At 73.6% G+C, this 18,457-nt stretch carries 16 protein-coding genes; 7 read left to right on the forward strand and 9 right to left on the reverse strand.

Features of this window, described 5'->3' with window-relative positions; genetic code table 11:
• Positions 1 to 2 precede the first annotated feature (2 nt).
• Positions 3 to 596, forward strand: a complete 594-nt coding sequence (locus ACFVTF_RS17715) for a GNAT family N-acetyltransferase (RefSeq protein WP_387814441.1) — start codon at positions 3 to 5, stop codon at positions 594 to 596.
• Here ACFVTF_RS17715 and ACFVTF_RS17720 read toward each other — a convergent pair.
• Both ACFVTF_RS17720 and ACFVTF_RS17725 read right to left on the reverse strand, forming a co-directional pair.
• Positions 589 to 1,653, reverse strand: coding sequence for an aldose epimerase family protein (locus ACFVTF_RS17720; protein ID WP_387814443.1), 1,065 nt, complete (start codon positions 1,651 to 1,653; stop codon positions 589 to 591). The two genes, ACFVTF_RS17715 and ACFVTF_RS17720, sit on opposite strands and share 8 nt — an antisense overlap.
• 224 nt (positions 1,654 to 1,877) lie before the next feature.
• Positions 1,878 to 4,889 (reverse strand): ATP-binding protein, encoded by a 3,012-nt coding sequence (locus ACFVTF_RS17725; protein WP_387814445.1) that lies wholly within the window; start codon positions 4,887 to 4,889, stop codon positions 1,878 to 1,880.
• A gap of 323 nt (positions 4,890 to 5,212) precedes the next feature.
• Between ACFVTF_RS17725 and ACFVTF_RS17730 the strand changes: the two genes are divergently transcribed.
• The 3 genes from ACFVTF_RS17730 to ACFVTF_RS17740 all read left to right on the forward strand — a co-directional run bounded on the left by ACFVTF_RS17730 (position 5,213) and on the right by ACFVTF_RS17740 (position 8,525).
• Positions 5,213 to 6,160: a hypothetical protein gene (locus ACFVTF_RS17730; RefSeq protein WP_387814447.1), complete on the forward strand. Its 948-nt coding sequence runs from the start codon at positions 5,213 to 5,215 to the stop codon at positions 6,158 to 6,160.
• Between the two features lie 269 nt (positions 6,161 to 6,429).
• Positions 6,430 to 7,953: an aldehyde dehydrogenase family protein gene (locus ACFVTF_RS17735; RefSeq protein ID WP_371521033.1), complete on the forward strand. Its 1,524-nt coding sequence runs from the start codon at positions 6,430 to 6,432 to the stop codon at positions 7,951 to 7,953.
• A 248-nt stretch (positions 7,954 to 8,201) separates the two neighbouring features.
• On the forward strand, positions 8,202 to 8,525 hold the full coding sequence (locus tag ACFVTF_RS17740; RefSeq protein WP_371521030.1) for a nuclear transport factor 2 family protein: 324 nt from the start codon (positions 8,202 to 8,204) through the stop codon (positions 8,523 to 8,525).
• A 22-nt stretch (positions 8,526 to 8,547) separates the two neighbouring features.
• Here ACFVTF_RS17740 and ACFVTF_RS17745 read toward each other — a convergent pair whose 3' ends face one another.
• On the reverse strand, positions 8,548 to 9,771 hold the full coding sequence (locus ACFVTF_RS17745) for a serine hydrolase domain-containing protein (RefSeq protein WP_387814450.1): 1,224 nt from the start codon (positions 9,769 to 9,771) through the stop codon (positions 8,548 to 8,550).
• Between the two features lie 134 nt (positions 9,772 to 9,905).
• On the opposite strand from ACFVTF_RS17745, the gene ACFVTF_RS17750 reads away from it, so the two are divergent.
• The 3 genes from ACFVTF_RS17750 to ACFVTF_RS17760 all read left to right on the forward strand — a co-directional run bounded on the left by ACFVTF_RS17750 (position 9,906) and on the right by ACFVTF_RS17760 (position 13,202).
• Positions 9,906 to 10,415, forward strand: coding sequence for an NUDIX hydrolase (locus ACFVTF_RS17750; protein WP_387814452.1), 510 nt, complete (start codon positions 9,906 to 9,908; stop codon positions 10,413 to 10,415).
• Between the two features lie 33 nt (positions 10,416 to 10,448).
• On the forward strand, positions 10,449 to 11,354 hold the full coding sequence (locus ACFVTF_RS17755) for a TetR/AcrR family transcriptional regulator (RefSeq protein WP_387814454.1): 906 nt from the start codon (positions 10,449 to 10,451) through the stop codon (positions 11,352 to 11,354).
• A 129-nt stretch (positions 11,355 to 11,483) separates the two neighbouring features.
• A complete protein-coding gene (locus tag ACFVTF_RS17760; protein ID WP_387814456.1) occupies positions 11,484 to 13,202 on the forward strand; it encodes a hypothetical protein in 1,719 nt (572 codons plus the stop codon).
• A 131-nt stretch (positions 13,203 to 13,333) separates the two neighbouring features.
• On the opposite strand, the gene ACFVTF_RS17765 is transcribed toward ACFVTF_RS17760, so the two are convergent.
• The 6 genes from ACFVTF_RS17765 to ACFVTF_RS17790 form a co-directional block, all read right to left on the reverse strand.
• Positions 13,334 to 14,041 (reverse strand): spermidine synthase, encoded by a 708-nt coding sequence (locus ACFVTF_RS17765; RefSeq protein WP_387814458.1) that lies wholly within the window; start codon positions 14,039 to 14,041, stop codon positions 13,334 to 13,336.
• 85 nt (positions 14,042 to 14,126) lie between these two features.
• The gene (locus ACFVTF_RS17770) at positions 14,127 to 15,218 is read right to left on the reverse strand and encodes a YeiH family protein (protein WP_387814681.1); all 1,092 of its coding nucleotides are present in this window, start codon (positions 15,216 to 15,218) and stop codon (positions 14,127 to 14,129) included.
• 13 nt (positions 15,219 to 15,231) lie between these two features.
• Positions 15,232 to 15,813, reverse strand: coding sequence for a cysteine dioxygenase (locus tag ACFVTF_RS17775; RefSeq protein WP_371521013.1), 582 nt, complete (start codon positions 15,811 to 15,813; stop codon positions 15,232 to 15,234).
• A gap of 108 nt (positions 15,814 to 15,921) precedes the next feature.
• Entirely contained in the window at positions 15,922 to 16,836 is a 915-nt protein-coding gene (locus tag ACFVTF_RS17780) for a LysR family transcriptional regulator (RefSeq protein ID WP_350875585.1), read from the reverse strand.
• Positions 16,837 to 16,943: 107 nt separating this feature from the next.
• A complete protein-coding gene (locus tag ACFVTF_RS17785; RefSeq protein WP_387814460.1) occupies positions 16,944 to 17,813 on the reverse strand; it encodes an amino acid ABC transporter permease in 870 nt (289 codons plus the stop codon).
• Positions 17,810 to 18,454, reverse strand: coding sequence for an amino acid ABC transporter permease (locus ACFVTF_RS17790; protein ID WP_371521007.1), 645 nt, complete (start codon positions 18,452 to 18,454; stop codon positions 17,810 to 17,812). The genes ACFVTF_RS17785 and ACFVTF_RS17790 overlap by 4 nt, the downstream gene beginning before the upstream one ends.
• Positions 18,455 to 18,457: the final 3 nt, after the last annotated feature.

Raw genomic sequence — 18,457 nt, forward strand, 5'->3', positions numbered from 1 at the left:
GCATGCGTATCAGAGCCGCCATGAAGGACGAACTGCCGCTGCTGTGCGAACTGGAGCGGGCCGCCGGGGCCCCCTTCGCCGCGATCGGCATGCCGGAGATCGCCGACGACGAACCGCCGGCACCGCAGGAGCTGGCCCACTACCTGGACGCGGGCGTCGCCCTGGTCGCCGTCCCCGAGGCGACCGACCTGCCCCGGCAACCCGGTTCCGGTCCCGGTCCGATCGCCGGCTACCTGCTCGCCGAGCCGGTGGACGGCGCCCTGCACATCGAACAGGTGTCGGTCCACCCCGACCACGCCCGCCGGGGCATCGGCCGGGCGCTGATCGAACACCTCGCGGCCGGCACCGACGCCCCCGCGCTCACCCTCACCACCTTCGCCGACGTCCCCTGGAACGCCCCCTACTACGCCCGCTGCGGCTTCCGCCCGCTCGCCGACCACGAGCTCACCCCGGGCCTGCGGGAGATCCGCCGCAAGGAGGCCGAGCACGGTCTCGACCGCTGGCCCCGGCTCTGCATGCGCCGGGACCTCGCACGGGACCTCCAGCAGGACCTCACGCAGGACCCCGACCCGGACGCGCCCGGAGCGCTCAGCTGACGCCCAACCGCAGCACCGTGGTCGAGCGGAACTCCTCCCCCGGCCGCAGCACGGTGGTCGGGAACGCCGGGTGGTTCGGGGAGTCCGGGAAGTGCTGGGTCTCCAGCGCGATCCCGGCGAACGGCCCGTACGGGACACCGCTCGCGCCGGTGACCGCCCCCTGGAACTTGTTGGCCGTGTAGACCTGGACGCCCGGCTCGGTGGTCAGCACCTCCAGGGTGCGCCCGCTGACCGGGTCCTCCAGCAGCGCCGCCCGGGCCGGACTGCCGTCGGCCGGCCGGGCCCGGAGCACCCAGTTGTGGTCGTAGCCGCCGGGCCCGGCCAGCTGCGGGTGGTCGTCGTGCACCGACTTGCCGATCGGCGTGGCCACCGTGAAGTCGAACGGCGTGCCGGCCACCGGTTCGGTCCGCCCGTACGGGATCTGCCGTTCGTCGGCCGGGGTGTAGGCGTCGGCGTCGAGGGTGAGCAGGTGGCCGAGGACGTCGCCGTTGCCTTCACCCGCAAGGTTGAAGTACGCGTGGTTGGTCAGGTTGACCACGGTCGGCTTGCTGGTGACGGCGTGGTAGGCGATCACCAGCTCGCCGTCCTGGTCGAGGGTGTAGGAGACGGTGACGTCCAGCGCGCCGGGGAAGCCCTGGTCGCCGTCCGGGCTGTGCAGCCGCAGCCGCACCCCGCCCTCGATCCCCTCGGCCTCCCAGATCCGCTGCGCGAAGCCGTCCGGCCCGCCGTGGATGGTGATGCCGCCGCCGGTCGGGGCGAGCGGGTGCTCCTCGCCGTCGATGGTGATCCTGGAGCCGTCGATCCGGTTGGCGTACCGGCCGACCACGGTGCCGTAGTGCCGGGCCGGGCCGAGGATCTGCGTCAGCTGGTCGGTGGAGAGCAGCAGTTGGGCGGGGCGCCCGACGCGGTCCGGGCCGGTGAGGGTGTGCAGGGTGGCGCCGAGGGTGAGCACGCTCGCCTCGTACGGGCCGGCGGAGAGCGTCCAGCGCTCGATCGCGGCGCCCGCGCCCGAGGGGTCGAGGGGTTCGTGCCGCACGCTGGTGGCCTCGCTCGCCATGGCCTGCTCCTCACTGGCGGTCGCGGAGTGCCGTGACCGCCCCGGTTCCGGGTCCGTCCAGGGGGTCGCCGCGGCGACCCCCACGTCTGCGTCAGCCTAGGGCGTGTCTGGCAGTTCGCGGCGGATCAGCGCGCACGGCGACCGCCGCGGGAGCGTTCCCGTGCCTCCGCGCGCCGCCCGGGCGCCCGCCGCCCACGCGCGCCACGCGCCCAGGCCGCCCGCGGCTACTCCTCCTCGGGCTCCGCCCCCGGCCGGGTGGCCCCGCGCGGCTGCGTCGGCAGCCCGAGGGCGGAGGCCAGACCGTCCGGCCCGCTGCCCGCCTTGCGGTAGACCGCGGCCAGTCGACGGTTGACCAGGCTGAGGTGCACGCCGAGCTCGTCGGCGATGCGCTGCGGCGGCACGCCCTGCACCGCGAGGTTGGCGACCTCCCACTCGGGCTGGCTGAGCGTCTCCCGGAAGTCGCGCAGCCCCAGCCGGTTGGGCCGCAGGCCGTAGTTGGCCAGCTCCCGCCGCGCCTGCTCGACCAGCCCCTCGGCCGAGCAGTGCTGGGCCAGTTCGATGCCCTGGTACAGGTACTCCTGCGCGTCCTCCAGCCGCCCGACCCGGCGCAGCGCGGCGCCGAGGTCGACCAGCGCGACGGCGTGCTCGTACCCGGCCGGCGACTGGCCGAGGTACATCACGGCCTGCTCCAGCAGCTCGACCGCCTGCTGGCCGTCCTCGATCTGGGCGTTCAGCCGCAGCGCGGTGCCGATCGCCGAGGCGGTGCCGAAGGTGCGGGCGTCGTGGACGGCCTTGTGGGCGTACTCGCGGGCCCGGTCGGGCTCGTCGGCCGCGATCGCGATGGCGAGGTGGCCGGCCCAGGGCGCCCAGACGGTGTTGTGCCAGCCGCGGGCCTCCAGTTGGGCGCCGGCCTCGGTGAGTGCGGCGGCCGCCCCGGCGTAGCGCTTCTTGGCGATCAGCAGCTTGCCGTACAGCGAGGGCGCGTCGGGCAGCACCATCGCGGTCGCGTGGTACGGCGGGTGGAAGCCGAACTTGACGGCGAGTTCCCAGGCCTCCTCGGTCCGGCCGCGGGCGAGCAGGGTGTCCACCAGGACGCCGACGGCGTCCCAGGCGAGCGGCAGCTTGGGGCCGATCCGCTCGGACAGTCGCAGCGCGCGGCGCAGGAAGTCCTCGGCCTCGGCGAGCAGGCCGCGGCGGAAGCGGGCGAGGCCCATCAGGAAGTACGCGAAGCCCCGGTGGGCACCGCTCCACCCGGCGACCTCGAACTGGATGATGGCGTCCGCGAACAGCCGCTCGGCCTGGGCGATGCGGTCGTTGTAGGTGTAGGTGAGGCCGAGCATGGAGGGCAGTTCGAAGCCCCAGGTGCTGTTGGTCCAGCCGAGCCCCTTGGGCAGTCGGCCGGCGTCGAGGACCGAGTCGGCGTAGGTCAGAGCCTCGGCGGAGGGGGCGCCGCGCAGGGTGAGGTCCCAGGCGCGCATCGCGAGGACGGCCCGGTCGGCGGCGTCGCGGGTGCTGAGGCCGTCGCACATGAGGCCGAGCCGGGTGGAGCGGCCGGGCCCGTCGTCCTCGGACTTGCGGAAGGCGTGCCACATGAACGAGGCGGCCTGGAGCCGGAGTCGGCCGACCGGGTCGGCGGTCTGCTCGGCCTCGTCCTGGCAGACCACCGCGGCCTGGCGCAGTTCGCCGCTGTGTGCGAGCACCTCGGAGAGCCGGAAGGTGGCGTCGACCCGCAGTTCGGGGCGCAGCGGCCCCTCGTCGGGGTCGAGGGCGAGCTTGAGCTGGTTGACGGTGGCGACGGGGTCGGTGAGCAGCGCGGAGCAGCCCAGTTCGTACAGCACCTCGGCGCGGATGTCGTCGGCCGGGGGTTCGTTGAGGGCTCGGTGCAGGCAGCGCTGGGCGGCTTCGGGGGCGCCGATCAGCAGGTGTTCGACGGCGGCCCGGCGCAGTTTGCGGACGGTCTTGTCGTCGCCCTCGCCGGAGAAGGTCTCGACGAGGTGGCGGGAGGCGGCGAGCAGGCCGAGTCCGGCGTTCTCGATCTCGGCGGCGGCGACGCCGTGCATGCCGGTGCGGGTGGCCTCCGGCATGGTGTTGTAGATCGAGCTGCCGATCAGCGGGTGGACGAACTCCAGGTTGCCGTTGGGGGTCTGGGTGAGCACGCGCTGCTTGCGCAGTTGCTTGATGGCGTCGCGGGCGCCCTCGGTGGTCTGGGCGCAGATCCGGGTGGCGAGGTCGACCCGGATGTCGGTGCCGAGCATCGCGCAGGCCCAGGCGAAGCGCAGGGTGCCGGAGCCGAGCCGGTCGATCCAGCTCTTGAGGGTCATTCCGGTGGCGTCGACGGCGAGTTCGCGCAGTTGCTGGGAGTTCTCCTCGACCGGTTCGAGGTCCTGGTCGCGGACCTGGTCGAGCAGGGCGACGGCTTCGAAGGGGTTGCCGTTGACGACGTTCCAGAACTCGTAGCAGAAGGCGTCCTCGGCCTTGTCGCCGAGTTCGGCGCGGATCATGTCGGTGACGGAGACCAGCGAGAGCCGGTTGAGTTCGTGCTTGCTGGTGGCGAGGCCGAGGACGGCCTTGCGGTGCTGCTGGATCTCGGTCGGCCAGTCGTTCTCGTCCTCGCGGAAGGCGAAGACCAGCAGGACGGGCAGTTCGCGGGAGCGGACGGCGAACTGGGTGAGCCAGGAGAGCGACTCGTGGTCGCCCCAGTGCAGGTCGTCGACGATCATGACCAGCGGGGCCCGGCGCGGCGCGAGTTGGGTGAGGACGTAGTCGAGGCCGTCGCGCACGCCCTGGGGGTCGAGGCGGCGGGCGCCGGCCTTGGGCCGCTTGAGGCCCATGGCCGGTCCGACGACCTCCTCCCAGGTGCCCATGACCTGGCGGAACTCGTCGGGCTCCAGGCTGGTGAGGAGGGGTTGGAGGAGCTGGCGCAGCACGTGGTAGGGCTCGTTGAACTGGCGCTCGCCGCCGCGGGCGAACAACACGGTGGCGCGGTCGCGGAGTTTGGCGACCCGTCGGACCTCGTGCAGCAGGCTGGTCTTACCGATGCCGGGGCGGCCGGAGAAGGCGAGCAGTTCGCCGATCTCGGTGCCGCCGGCCGCGAATTCGCAGCAGAGTTTGTCGACGGCCGTTTCGACGGAGCGCAGTTCGGCGTCGCGGTCGCGCAGCCTGACCCTCGGCGAGGTGCTGTCGCCGTCCCGGCCGGAACCTGATCCCGTCCGAAGTTCGTTGTCCTGCTCGGTCACCGTCGTGCCTCCGCCTCGCCACTCGCGTCACAGCCCGTGTCGCTGCTCGCATCACTGCCCGTGGAGCCGAGGTTAGCGCTGCGTGGCACTCACTGTGGGGCATTCGCGCAGGCTGGGGCGGACGGTGAGGGTTCGGACGCCTTGCCAAGGGCAATTGCCCTATACCCCTAACGTCCGATCATTACATCAGATACCCTACGGCCCGCGAGGCGAAGATGATCTTTCGCTACCACCCTCTCCCCGGAAGCCTCGCCGCGTCAACTCCCCCCACACCGAGCGTTCGAACCACTAGTGCCCCCACCCTTCGCCGCACCGGGAGTCCGATGTCTGACGACACCTCACTTCAGATTCCGTTCCCGCACCGCCGCAGTCCGCACGGCCCGCAGGCCACCGCGCTGCACCGTGACTGGCTGGTCCGCCACCCGCTGCTCCCGGACGTCGACCACCCCGGGTACGCCCACTGGGAGGTGGTCGACCTCGCCGCCCTCGGCTACCCCGACACCGGTCCGGACGAACTCTCCCTCGCCGCCGACCTGATGGGCTTCTACTTCCTCTTCGACGACCAGTTCGACGGCCCGCTCGGCCGCCGCCCGACGGAGGTCGCCCCCATCTGCGAGCGGCTGATCGCCGTCCTGCACGGCGCCCGCCCGGACCAGGGCTCGCCGGTCGAGACCGCCTTCGCCGACCTCTGGGACCGCAGCGTGCGCGGCATGCCCGCCCGCTGGCAGGCCCGCGCCGCGTACAACTGGGAGTGGTACCTGGCCAGTCACCCCGCCGAGGCCGCCGGCCGCATCTCCACCCGGCCACCCGACCGCGACGGCTACCTGGTGCTCAGACGAGGCACCGCGGCGATGGAGACCATCTTCGACATGGTCGAACGCCTCGGCCAGTTCGAGGTGCCCGCCGCCGTACTGCACCACCCGGTGCTGCGTCAACTGCGCCAGCTGGCCGCCGACATCCCCTCGCTCAGCAACGACGTCCGGTCGTTCCCGCTGGAGGCCCCGCGCGGCGACGTCAACAACCTGGTGATGATCGTCCAGCGCGAGCGCCGCTGTTCGGCCGAGGAGGCCTGCGCGGTGGTGCTGGAGGAGGCGCAGCTGATGGTCGAGCGGTGCCGGGACCTGCACGGCCGACTGGCTGACGTCTACCGGGAGTTGGGGCTCTCCCGGGTCGAACGGACGATCGCCCAGCGGTACGCGGACGGGCTGGTCACCTGGCTCGCCGGCTACCTGTACTGGGAGTCCCGCACCGGCCGCTACCACGCGGTCTGACACCGTCCCCACCGGAGCGCGGAGCCACGGTGCGCGCCCCCGCGCCACGACCGGAACGCGCACCCTCCGTACGGACCGGGCGCACGGACCGTAGCCGCGCCGGGCGCCGGGCGGCTATCGTGCTCGACGGCGGACGCCCCGGCGGGCGTCCGCCCCGAATTGCGTGTCCGCACCCTCCCGCCGGGCCGCCCCGCGCCGGGCGCGGCCCGGCGCGCCGCCCGCGCCGCCCGGTCCGGGCGACGCCCGACGTCGCGAGGAGACAGCAGAGCATGACGGTCTACCAGCCCCCCGGCACGCCCGGCAGCATCGTCGCCTACCGCTCCCGGTACGAGCACTGGATCGGCGGCGGCTGGACCCCGCCGGTGCGCGGCGAGTACTTCGGCGACCCGACCCCGGTCACCGGCGAGGTGTTCACCGAAGTCGCCCGCGGCACCGCCGAGGACATCGAGGCCGCGCTGGACGCGGCCCACGCCGCCGCCCCCGGCTGGGGCCGCACCCCGCCCGCCGAGCGGGCCCAGGTGCTGCTGCGGATCGCCGACCGGATGGAGGAGAACCTGGAACGGCTGGCCGTCGCGGAGAGCTGGGAGAACGGCAAGCCGGTGCGCGAGACGCTGGCCGCCGACCTCCCGCTCGCGGTCGACCACCTGCGCTACTTCGCGGGCGCGCTGCGCGCCCAGGAGGGCGGCCTGTCCCAGCTGGACGAGGACACCGTGGCGTACCACTTCCACGAGCCGCTGGGCGTGGTCGGCCAGATCATCCCGTGGAACTTCCCGATCCTGATGGCCGTCTGGAAGCTCGCCCCGGCGCTCGCGGCCGGCAACGCGGTGGTGCTCAAGCCCGCCGAGCAGACCCCGGCCTCGGTGCTGCTGTGGGCCGAGCTGACCGCCGACCTGCTGCCGCCCGGCGTGGTCAACATCGTCACCGGCTTCGGCGAGGAGGCCGGCGCCCCGCTGGCCTCCAGCAACCGCATCCGCAAGATCGCCTTCACCGGCGAGACCACCACCGGCCGGCTGATCGCCCGCTACGCCAGCGACAACCTGATCCCGGTCTCGCTGGAACTCGGCGGCAAGAGCCCCAACCTGTTCTTCGCGGACGTCGCCGCCGCCTCGGACGCCTTCTACGACAAGGCGGTCGAGGGCTTCGCGATGTTCGCCCTCAACCAGGGCGAGGTGTGCACCTGTCCCAGCCGGGCGCTGATCCAGTCCTCGGTCTACGAGCGGCTGCTCGCCGACGGCCTGGAGCGGGTGCGCGCGATGCGCCAGGGCGACCCGCTGGACACCGAGACCCAGGTCGGCGCGCAGGCCAGCGTCGAACAGCTGAAGAAGATCCTCTCCTACTTCGAGATCGGCCAGGCCGAGGGCGCCAAGCTGCTGGCCGGCGGCGAGCGGGCCGACCTCGGCGGCGCCCTGGCCGGCGGGTACTACGTGACGCCGACGGTGTTCGAGGGCGTCAACAGCATGCGGGTCTTCCAGGAGGAGATCTTCGGCCCGGTCGTCTCGGTCACCCGCTTCGAGGACTTCGCCGAGGCGATCACCCTCGCCAACGACACCCAGTACGGGCTCGGCGCGGGCGTCTGGACCCGCGACCTCAACACCGCCCACCGCGCCGGGCGCGCCATCCAGGCCGGCCGGGTGTGGACCAACTGCTTCCACGCCTACCCCGCCCACGCGGCCTTCGGCGGCTACAAGAACTCCGGCATCGGCCGGGAGAACCACAAGGCGCTGCTGGAGCACTACCAGCAGACCAAGAACCTGCTGGTCAGCTACTCCCCGGACGCGGTCGGCCTCTTCTAGGCCGCGGCCTCCACGAAACACGGAGCGGGAGGCCGGTCCCGGCCTCCCGCTCCGCCGCCACTCCCCGTGGCCGCAGCGCGAACGCCCGTCGGGACGTCCACGCTGCGCAACCCTCCGTAGGGCAAAACGCCCATTTCGGGATCTAAGCAGATGAATGCGCGATTTTCTCGACGCGCCGCCGACATGCCCGAACACACCCGGCGAACGTCGTAAACAGGACTCCCCGTCCCTCACCCCCGGGAGTCCCTATGACCATCTCCCCCGCCAAGCTCTCCGACCCCACCGTGCGCGCCTTCGTCGCCGCGGTCAACTCGGGCGACCGCGACGCCTTCCTGGCCACCCTCACCCCGGACGCGACCATGTCCGACGACGGCTCCGACCGCGACCTGGACCAGTGGATCGACAAGGAGATCTTCACCGTCCGCGGCCGGATGGACGTCCAGACCGAATCGGACGGCGGCCGCGCGCTGATCGCCAACTTCACCAACGACACCTGGGGCGAGATGCGCACCGCCTGGCGCTTCACCCTGACCGGCCCGAAGATCACCCGCTTCGAGACCGGCCAGGCCTGACGGCCCGGGGCCGCGCCCGGCACTACCCGGACAGCCCCAGGCACCCCCGCACCGCACGGATCAGGTTGCGCGAGCGGATGTCGCCGGTGACACCCGGCTGCATGCCGTTGGTGACGTAGCCGAAGCCCAACCCGAGCTCCGGGTCGGCGAAGCCCAGCGAGCCGCCCCGGCCGGGGTGGCCGAAGCTCGCCGGGGAGGCCATCGGCGCGGTCGGGCCGTGCCGCCAGAAGCCCAGGCCGAAGGTGGAGTTGACGATCAGCACCCGGTCCGGCCCGCTCACCTCGGGCCCGGCCGCGCGGGTCAGCACCCCGGGCCCGAGCAGCGGCGGCAGCAGCGCGCCGGAGCCGTCCGGGCGGTCGGCGGCGCCGATCAGCGCCGCGTAGAACCGGGCCAGCGAGCGGGCGGTGCCGATGCCCCCCGCGCCGGGGATCTCGGCGGCCTGCACCGCCGGGTCGTTGAGGTCCACCCCGGGGCGCACCGAGGCGAAGGACCGCGCGGTCAGCGAGCCCGGGTCCTGGTAGGCGTCCCGGACGGACTGCTTGGGCCGCAGTCGCAGCCCGCTCGGCCCGGTCCGGGCCGCCTCCGGGGCGGGCAGGTCGACCAGCCGGCCGACCCTCGGCGCGGCCCCGGCCGGCAGCCCGATCCACAGGTCCAGCCCGAGCGGCCGGGCGATCTCCTCGGCGAAGTACTGGCCGATCGTGCGCCCGCTCACCCGCCGCACCACCTCGCCGACCAGCCAGCCGAAGGTGTACGGGTGGTAGCCGTGCGCGGTGCCCGGCTCCCAGGCGGGCGCCTGCGCGGCCACCGCGGCCGCCGCGCGCTCCCAGGTCAGCACGTCCTCCAGCCGCAGCGGCACGTCCAGCGCGGGCACCCCGGCCTGGTGCGACAGCAGCCAGCGCACCGGCACCCCGCCCTTGCCGGCCTGCGCGAACTCGGGCCAGTAGGAGGCCACCGGGGCGTCCAGGTCGAGCAGGCCGCGCTCGGCCAGCAGCAGCGCGGTGCTCGCGGTCAGGCCCTTGGTGACCGAGCGCAGCACCTGGGCGGTGTCCGCCGTCCAGGGCACCGCCGGCGCGGGCCGCCCGCCGACCTCGGGCCGGGCGTCACCGCCCCACAGGTCGACCACCTTGCGGCCGCGCACGTACAGCGCGAAGGCCGCGCCCAGTTCGCCGTACTCGTGGAAGTTCCGCGCGAAGGCCTCCCGTACGGGCTCGAACCCCTCAGCCGTCTCGCCCCAGATCTCCACCATCGCGCGCCGCCCTCAGCCTGTCCGATTCCTGCTTTCCCGCCCGCTTCCGATCGTGCACGAATCACGCGCGAATCGAGCTCGGATCGCACTCGAAAAGCGTTCGAAGCGGGCCCCGAAACCCTAACCTGTCCTTCATGACCAACCCTGCCGAAGAACTGCTGGACGTCGTCGACGAGCACGACCAGGTGATCGGGACGGCGCTGCGCGGGGAGGTGTACCGGCAGGGGCTCACCCACCGGTGCGTCTTCATCCTGGTCCGCGACCCGGCCGGGCGGATCTTCGTCCACCGCCGCACCGACACCAAGCTGTTCGCCCCCGGCGCGTACGACATGTTCGTCGGCGGCGTGGTCGGCTCCGGCGAGACGTACGCCGAGGCCGCCGTCCGCGAGGCCGAGGAGGAGCTCGGCGTGCACGGGATCACCCCGCGTCCGCTCTTCAAGTTCCTCTTCCGACAGGAGGGGCTCTCCTGGTGGAGCGACATGTACGAGGCCGAGTGGGACGGCCCGGTCCAGCCGCAGGAGTCCGAGGTCGCCTGGCACGCCTGGCTCACCCCCGCCGAGCTCGCCGACCGCCTCGCCCGCGACGACTTCGTCCCCGACGGCCGCGAGGCCTACCGCCGTTACCTGGGCCTCCACGCCGCATAGGCCCCGCCCCGGACGGCGGATAGGGTGGCGCGCATGGCCTCCCGTACGCCGTCGCCGACGGCCGCCCGCGCTGCACGGACCCCCGCCCCGGAGCAGGCACCGGCCCGGGCGGCGGGCCAGACGCCGGGCCGGGCGCCGGCCCGGGCGGCTGCCGGTGAGCGGCCGCGCCGCAGGCTCAGCGTGGACGAGCGGCGCGAACAGCTGATCGCCGTCGCGCTGGAGCTGTTCAGCCGCCGCCCGCCGGAGGAGGTGTCGATCGACGACATCGCCGCCGCCGCGGGAGCCTCCCGGCCGCTGGTGTACCACTACTTCCCCGGCAAGCAGGCGCTGTACGAGGAGTCGCTGCGGCGGGCCGGGCGGGAGCTCTCGGCGCGCTTCGAGGAGGCCGCCGACGGGCCGCTGTCCGAGCGGCTGTACCGGGTGATGGGCCGCTACCTGGACTTCGTGCAGAGCCACGGGCCCGGCTTCGCGGCGCTGCTGCGCGGCGGCTCGGTGGCGGCCAGCGCGGGCACCTCGGCGGTGATCGACGAGGTGCGGCGGGCCGCCCACGACCAGATCCTCTCCCACCTGGCGATCCCCGCGCCGAGCCCCGGGCTGCGGCTGACCGTCCGGGCCTGGATCGCCAACGCCGAGATCACCTCGCTGGAGTGGCTGGCCGAACGCTCGGTGCCGCTGGAGGACCTGCAGCTGCACCTGGTGCAGGAGTTCGTCGCCTCCCTCACCCTCACCGCCGCCCGGGAGCCGGCGCTCGCCGCCGAACTCGCCTCGTTCTTCGCGGACGAGCGTCCTGACGGCCCGACCGGGCGCCTGGTGCGGGAGCTCGCCGGACTGTTCGCCGTCCCCGGGATCACCGAGGCGGTCACCGCGCTCGCCACCGCACCGTCCGGCGAAACGTCCCCGCAGGCCACGGGCGAAACGGCCGCGGCTCCCATCGGGTGATCCGCCGGTTCGGTCCCGACAGCGGGCTCTGATAGGAATGAGCACGGATCCGACGGCACGCCACCACGGCGCGTGCGGACCCACCCGGACCAGCGGACCGCAGACGCAGCAGAGCGGGGGGCTCAACAGTTGACCCAGGACGTCCAGTTCAGCGCGGAGGCCAATCCCTTCGCAGCGGCGGAGCAGGTCTGCGCGACCCTCGGCACGCTCACCGACGCCCTCTTCGACGAGCGCACCTCCCGCCATCCGGCGGCCTCGCTCAGCGCCCTGCGCCCGGCCGAACACCCCGCCGCCGAGGCGCTGTTCGGCCTCCCGCTGGCCCCGAACGGCCCGGTGCACGCGGCCGTGGACCGGCTCGGCACGGTGCTCACCGCCGGCACGGCCCGCCCCGGTACCGGAGCCCGGGTCGCCGACCGGGTGACCGCCGCCCTCCACACCCGCTACGGCGGCGGGGCGGTGCGCGGCGCGATCGCCGACCGGGGCACCACCTCGGCCGCACTGTTCCAACTGCCGGTCACCGGCGAGTTCGCCGACCCCAAGCTGCGCCCGCCGTTCGCCCCGGCACTGGCCGCGCTGGCCGCCGGGCAGCAGACCCGCCAGCCGGTCGAACTGGCCACCGGCGCGGGCGCCGAGGTCCGACTGGTGGTCCCGCCCGGCTTCCACCCGCTGACCTCCCCCGGTGGTCCGGCCGGGGTCTGCTCCCGTACGGTGCCCGTGCCGGAGGGCGGGGCGGACGGCGTCGACCGGGCCACCGCCGCGGCCGCCGAGGAACTGACCGGGCATCTGGCCGAGGTCGCCGAGGAGCTGTTCAGCGGTGACGGTCCGGAGCAGCGCCGCGACTTCGCGGTCGTCTCCGCCACCCTCGCCGACCTGGTCCACGACGCCGGCACGGTCTACGCGGGCGTCTGCGCGCTGGACGTGGACGGCCGGGCCTCCGACGCCGCCCTGGTCGTCTCGCTCGCCCGGCACCCGCTGCCGATCACCGCGCTCGCCACCGAGCTCGCCACCGTCCGGCGGCACGCCGAGGTGTGGACGGTCCTGCTGCCGGCCGGGCCGGCCGCCGTCCTGGTCGAGGGACGGACCGTCCCGGTGCCGGGGCCGCTGTCCGCCGACGGGCAGCGGCGCTGGGTGGTCACCTCGGCGGTCGAGGCCTTCGTCCCGCTGCCGGACGGCGGCACCGTGCTCTGCGTCCAGCTGTCCACGGCGCAGCCGGAGGACTGGGACCTGTACACGCAGGCGTTCGCGGAGCTGCTGAAGAGCGTTCAGTTCGGCTGGGACGGCGAGGTGGCCGGCGCCGTGCGCGCGCCCGTCGCCGTGCCCGCCACGCCCGCCGCCGCTCCCGCTCCCGTCGAGGAGGAGCCGGAAGAGGTGCCGGCGCAGCTCCCGCCCGAGGACTTCAACCCGTTCGCGCCTGTCGCGGAGGCCTCCCCGGCCGACGCCGAGCCGCAGGCGGCGCCGGCCGGGCGGAAGGGCACGCCGGTCATGGTGCCCCCGCCGGACTTCAACCCCTTCGCCCCGGAAAGCCTCCCGTCCACCCCGGCCACGTCCCCGGCAGCGGCCGCCCCGGCCACCGACCCGTTCGGCACGGTGACGGCCGACCATTCGGACCCGTTCGGCACCACGCTCGCGGCGCAGGGCCCGGCCGTCCCGCCGCCGCCCTCCGCACCGCCGACCGTTCCCCCGCAGGCCGCTCCCGCGCAGGACGCCCCGCGGAAGGGCACGCCGGTCATGGTGCCCCCGCCGGACTTCAACCCCTTCGCCCCGGAAAGCCTCCCGTCCACCGCCGACGAAGCGACGGAGACCGACGCGGCGGAGGCTTCGGGCCCGGAGACCAGGCCGTTCGGCTGAGCCCCGACAACTGCCCCCTCCACCAAGGTCCAGCCGTCGGAGGCCGCGACAACGCGACGCCGGAGTCCGGCAGTTGACCGCAGCTGCGGACAACTGCCGGACGCGGAAGGAAGGTTGGGGGCCCTACGCCGTCAGCCCGCGCGCCGGGCCAGGTGGACCACGTCCGGCACGCCGCGGCTGACCGGGATCTCGTGCGTGACGACGTCGGAGAAGCCCGCCGCCCGCAGCGCCTCCTCGAAGTCCGCGGAGGGCTGCGCGCTCCACACCGCCAGCACCCCGCCCGGCTGCAGCCGGTGCCAGAGCACCGCGAGCCCGTCGGCGCCGTACAGCCCGGCGTTGGAGTCGGTGACGGTCCAGTCCGGGCCGTTGTCGATGTCGAGGCACAGCGCGTCGTAGCGCTCGCCGTCGGCCGCCGCCAGGTACTCCAGCAGGTCGGTGTGGAGGACCTGGACCCGCCGGTCCTCCAGCGCGCCGTCGGAGAAGGCGCCGAGCGGCCCGCTCCGGTGCCAGTCGATGATGGCGGTCTCGCGCTCGACGATGGCGATCCGCCCCCAGCGCGGCTCGGCCGCCGCGTACGCCAGCGAGAAGCCGACGCCGAGGCCTCCGATCAGCACCGAGGGCTCCACGGGGGCGCCGGTGCGGTCCAGTTCGTCCAGCGCCGCCTGGATCAGCAGGCGTTCGGAGCGGCCGTCGGCGGTGTCCATCAGGAAGCAGCCGTTGGCGATGATCTCGAAGTGCCGGCCCCGCCGGCGCAGTACCACCTCGCCGAACGGGCCGTCCCGCCGGTCGAGCGTGACGACGGCCTCGTGAGCGTCCCGTTCGGGCAGTGCGGTGGACATGCGGCTTCCTCAGCGGACTCGGGTGCAGGAGCGTCCCGGCGGACGAGTACCCGCCCGACAATAGCCGAGTCCGCCCCCGCGCCCGTCACGTCGTGACCAGCACCCCGGCGTAGGAGACGCCCGCGACGACCACCCAGGAGCCGAGCCCGAGCAGGGCGAGCCGCCCGCCGGTGCGGACCATGGTCGGCAGGTGCACGGCGCTGCCGAGGCCGAACAGCGCGGCGGCCAGCAGCAGTTCCTGGGCGTCCCCGGCGAGGGTGAGCGCCCGCTCCGGAAGCACCCCGGTGGTCCGCAGCACGATCATCGCGAGGAACCCCGCCACGAACAGCGGGACGATCGGCGGGCGGCTGCCGGTCTTGGCCGGGTTCTTCGCGGGGTCTTCCCCCGACTCCTGGCCGGCCCCGGCGACGGCCTCCCCGGCCCGGCGCGCCCGGCGCCGCACCGCGACGGCCATCCCGGCGACCAGCGGCGCCAGCAGCACCACGCGCATCAGCTTGACCAGGACGGCCTCCCGCAACGCGCCCGCCCCGCCGGTCTGCGCGGTGGCGACCACCTGCCCGACGTCGTGCACGCTCGCGCCGACCCACCGCCCGAACTCCACGTCGCCCAGCCCGAACGGCTGCTGGAGCAGCGGCAGCACGGCGATGGCCAGCGTCCCGCACAGGGTGACCAGGGCCACCGAGGCGGCGACGTCCTCCTCCTCGCTGCCGGCCGCCTGGCTGACCGCGCCGATCGCCGAGGCTCCGCAGATCGAGTACCCGGTGGCGACCAGCAGCGGCTGGTCGCCCGGCAGGCCGAGCCGCCGGCCGAGCCAGAGCGTGCCGGTGAAGGTGGCCGCGACCACCGCGAGCACCATGGCGACGGTGGCCCAGCCGAGGCCGAGCACGTCGTCCAGGCTGAGCTTGAGCCCGAGCAGGACGATCCCGAGCCGCATCAGCCGCTTGCCGGCCATGGACAGCCCCGGCCGGGCCACCCCGCGCACCACCGGGCGCAGCCCGGGCAGGTGGGCCGCCGCCATGCCGAGCACCACGGCCGCGGTGAGCTTGGGCACGGCGGGCACGGCCGCGTGGACGGCGATCGCGGCGGCCACCCCGGCCGCCGCGAGCAGCAGGCCGGGGGCGTCCCCGCCGAGCGGGGGCAGTGAGCGGGTGCGCGCGGCGCGCTCCCGGAGGGTCAGTGCCACGCCGCCCTCACTGCTGCTGGTCGGCGGGCAGCCGGTAGACGCGCCGGATGCTGGTGCCGAGCCGGGAGACGTCCGCGCCGTAGACGTGGATGGAGATGGCGGTGCTGTTGCAGGCGTTGCGCACCAGGTGGATGTCACCGGGCGGGGCGAAGGCGGCGACGGTGCCGGCCGGGCCGGCGACGTGCTCGGTCTCGACGAGGTGGGCGGTGCGGCCGTCGGAGACCAGCCGGTAGCGGGTCTCGCTCTCCTGGCCCTGGTGGACGCCGGCCACGCACCAGGAGACGTGGTCGTGGATCGGGGTCTGCTGGCCGGGCAGCCAGACCAGGGCGACGACGGAGAAGCCGCCGTCCTCCTCGGCGTGCAGGACGTGCTGGCGGTAGCGCTCCGGGTCGCCCTCGCGCTGGGCGGGGGTGAGCAGCGCGTCGGGCCCGTCGGGGTCTGCGTGCAGGTGCGGGGCGAGGCGTTCACCGACCAGGTAGGCGGTGAGTTCCGGGGGCAGTCCGCGGTCCACGACGGCACGGATCTCGCCGATCAGGGCGGTCATCCGCTCGGTGAGCCGGTCGCTGCCGACCGTGGCTGGGGGTGTCATGCCAGCAGGTTCGGCTGCACCGACCTATCACGTCCAACGAGGGTTCTTAAGCTTCCCCCCAACCTCAGCTTATGAATCGCCCCGGCGAGCACCCACCGGAGGCACCACTCAGCACCCGATCCGGCTCGCCGCCGCCCGCCGCAGGTGGTCCAGCACCAGCCCGGTGGCCGGGATCCGCCGGTGCTCGCGCAGCACGTACGCGCTCACCTGCCGGCGCAGGTGCGGTTCGACGGCCCGCCCGGTGACCTTGCGGTGGCACATGAAGGAGAGCACCAGCGCGGGCATCAGCGCGATCCCGACCCCGGCGGCGACGAGGCTCTGCACCGCGAGGTTGTCGTCCGTGGAGAACACGATGTCCGGCGCGAAGCCCTCCTCCGCGCAGACGTTCAGCAGGTTGGCCCGGCAGCGCGGGCACCCGGCGATCCAGCGCTCGCCGTCGAGGTCGGCGAGCCGGACGGCGTGCCGGCGGCCGAGCGGGTGCCCGACCGGCAGCAGCACGGTGAGCAGGTCCTCCATCAGCGGGATCTCGTCCAGCCCGTCGGGCACCTCGGTCGCGCTGCCGGGATAGCGGAAGGCCAGCGCGATGTCGCACTCCCCGCGCAGCAGTCGCTGGACGGAGTCCGGAGGTTCGGCCTCCAGCAGCTCGACCCGCACACCGGGGTGTTCGGCGAGCAGCCGGGCCATCGCCTCGGGTATCAGGGTGGCGTTGGCACTGGGGAAGGCGCAGACCCGCACCCGCCCGGCCCGCAGCCGGGCGAGCGCGGCGAGCTGCTGCTGGGCGGCGGAGAGGCTGCCGAGGATCAGTTCGGCGTGCCGGGAGAGCGCCTCGCCCGCCTCGGTGAGCCGCAGCCCGCGCCCGGCCCGGGTGAACAGCGCGACGCCGACGGTGCGTTCGAGCGCCTTCATCTGCTGGGTGATGGCGGGCTGGGTGTAGCCGAGCTCACGGGCGGCGGCCGAGTAGGAGCCCGCTCTGACGACCTCGTGGAACGTCCTGATGTGCCGCGAGTCGAATACCGGCTCCATGGCCCTCCCCCGGTCGTCGTCGTCGAACCTCCGCAATCATAAGAGGAAATTGGAGATGCCCGCCCTATCCCCACCCGCACCTATGGTTCAGGACCGAACCAGGCCCCTCACTGCTGCGCGGACGGCGGCAGCCCCATCGCCACCCCGGCCTTGACCACCGGTGCCCCGCCCCGCATGCTCGGGCTGCGCCGGCTGCGGCGCTCGACCCAGCGGGCGAGCCAGGAGAGCAGCAGGCACATGCCGATGTAGATCGGCGCGATCACGATCACCACCGGGATGAACGGCAGGTCGTAGTCGAGGTTGGTGGCGATCAGCTTGCCCGCGTGCAGGAACTCCTCGTAGGTGATCAGGAAGCCCAGCGAGGTGTCCTTGAGCGCGACCACCAGCTGGCTGATGATGGCCGGCAGCATGGCCCGGTTGGCCTGCGGCACCAGCACGTACGTCATCACCTGGGTCTTGCGCAGGCCGAGCGCGTAGGCCGCCTCGCGCTGCCCCTTGGGCACCGCGAGCACGCCGGCCCGGAAGACCTCGGCCAGCACCGAGCCGTTGTACAGCACCAGCCCGGCCACCAGCGCCCACAGCGGCTGCACCTTGAGCGCGACGAAGACGAAGAAGATCATCACCAGCAGCGGCATGGCCCGGAAGAACTCCACCACCACCGTGGAGAGCACCCGCACCACCCTGTGGTCGGACAGCCGCCCGGCCGCGAACAGCGCGCCGAAGGGCAGCGCGAACAGCACCGTCCAGCCGAAGGCCCTGAGGGTGTTGCCGAGCCCGCTCAGCAGCAGGTCCTGGACGCCCCGGTACTCGAAGGGCATCCACTTCTGGTACGTGAACTGGTGGGTGTGGAACAGCATGTAGACGATCCAGCCGATCAGCGCCGCGATCAGCAGCAGCGCGATCCCGCCGTACAGCCGGTGGCGGGCGAGCGCCTTCGGACCGGGGATGTCGTACAGCGCCGAGGATCCAACGGTCATCGGGACACCGCCACTCGTCGTTCCAGCAGGTTGAAGACGGCGCTGACGGCCAGGGTGATGATCAGGTAGCCGACGGCGATCCAGACGAAGGTCCAGACGATGCTGTAGCCCAGCTCGTTGATCGTCCGGTAGGTGCCGAGCAGTTCGGTGACGCTGAACGAGCCGGCGATCGCCGTGTTCTTCGCCAGCGCGATCATCACGCTGCCGATCGGCGCGACCACCGACCGGTACGCCTGCGGCAGCACCACCACGCTCATCGTCTGCCCGAAGCTCATGCCCAGGCTGCGCGCCGCCTCCCCCTGCCCCGCCGGCACGGTGTTGATGCCCGAGCGCATCGCCTCGCAGACGAAGGCCGAGGTGTAGCAGCCGAGCGCGGCCACCGCGAAGACGAAGAACGGCAGCGTGATGTTGAAGCGCGGCAGGCCCAGCACCACGATGAAGAACAGCAGGGTCAGCGGCGTGTTGCGCAGCAGCGTCACCCAGGCCGTCCCGAACACCCGCAGCGGCCGGACCGGCGAGACCCGGAAACCCGCGATCATCACCCCCAGCACCAGCGACAGCACGGCGCTCACCGCGAACAGCGAGAGCGTGCCGAGGAAGCCGTCCCAGTAGGTCGACCAGTTGTCGGTCAGCGTTTTCACGGC

Source organism: Kitasatospora sp. NPDC057940 (assembly GCF_042887425.1).
In the GTDB taxonomy this organism is placed as follows: domain Bacteria; phylum Actinomycetota; class Actinomycetes; order Streptomycetales; family Streptomycetaceae; genus Kitasatospora.

Coding starts and splice junctions, on each gene's coding strand:
- ACFVTF_RS17715 (WP_387814441.1), top strand. CDS start 3: ATGCGTATCAGAGCCGCCATGAAGGACGAACTGCCGCTGCTGTGCGAA.
- ACFVTF_RS17720 (WP_387814443.1), bottom strand. CDS start 1,653: ATGGCGAGCGAGGCCACCAGCGTGCGGCACGAACCCCTCGACCCCTCG.
- ACFVTF_RS17730 (WP_387814447.1), top strand. CDS start 5,213: ATGTCTGACGACACCTCACTTCAGATTCCGTTCCCGCACCGCCGCAGT.
- ACFVTF_RS17735 (WP_371521033.1), top strand. CDS start 6,430: ATGACGGTCTACCAGCCCCCCGGCACGCCCGGCAGCATCGTCGCCTAC.
- ACFVTF_RS17740 (WP_371521030.1), top strand. CDS start 8,202: ATGACCATCTCCCCCGCCAAGCTCTCCGACCCCACCGTGCGCGCCTTC.
- ACFVTF_RS17745 (WP_387814450.1), bottom strand. CDS start 9,771: ATGGTGGAGATCTGGGGCGAGACGGCTGAGGGGTTCGAGCCCGTACGG.
- ACFVTF_RS17750 (WP_387814452.1), top strand. CDS start 9,906: ATGACCAACCCTGCCGAAGAACTGCTGGACGTCGTCGACGAGCACGAC.
- ACFVTF_RS17755 (WP_387814454.1), top strand. CDS start 10,449: ATGGCCTCCCGTACGCCGTCGCCGACGGCCGCCCGCGCTGCACGGACC.
- ACFVTF_RS17765 (WP_387814458.1), bottom strand. CDS start 14,041: ATGTCCACCGCACTGCCCGAACGGGACGCTCACGAGGCCGTCGTCACG.
- ACFVTF_RS17775 (WP_371521013.1), bottom strand. CDS start 15,813: ATGACACCCCCAGCCACGGTCGGCAGCGACCGGCTCACCGAGCGGATG.
- ACFVTF_RS17780 (WP_350875585.1), bottom strand. CDS start 16,836: ATGGAGCCGGTATTCGACTCGCGGCACATCAGGACGTTCCACGAGGTC.
- ACFVTF_RS17785 (WP_387814460.1), bottom strand. CDS start 17,813: ATGACCGTTGGATCCTCGGCGCTGTACGACATCCCCGGTCCGAAGGCG.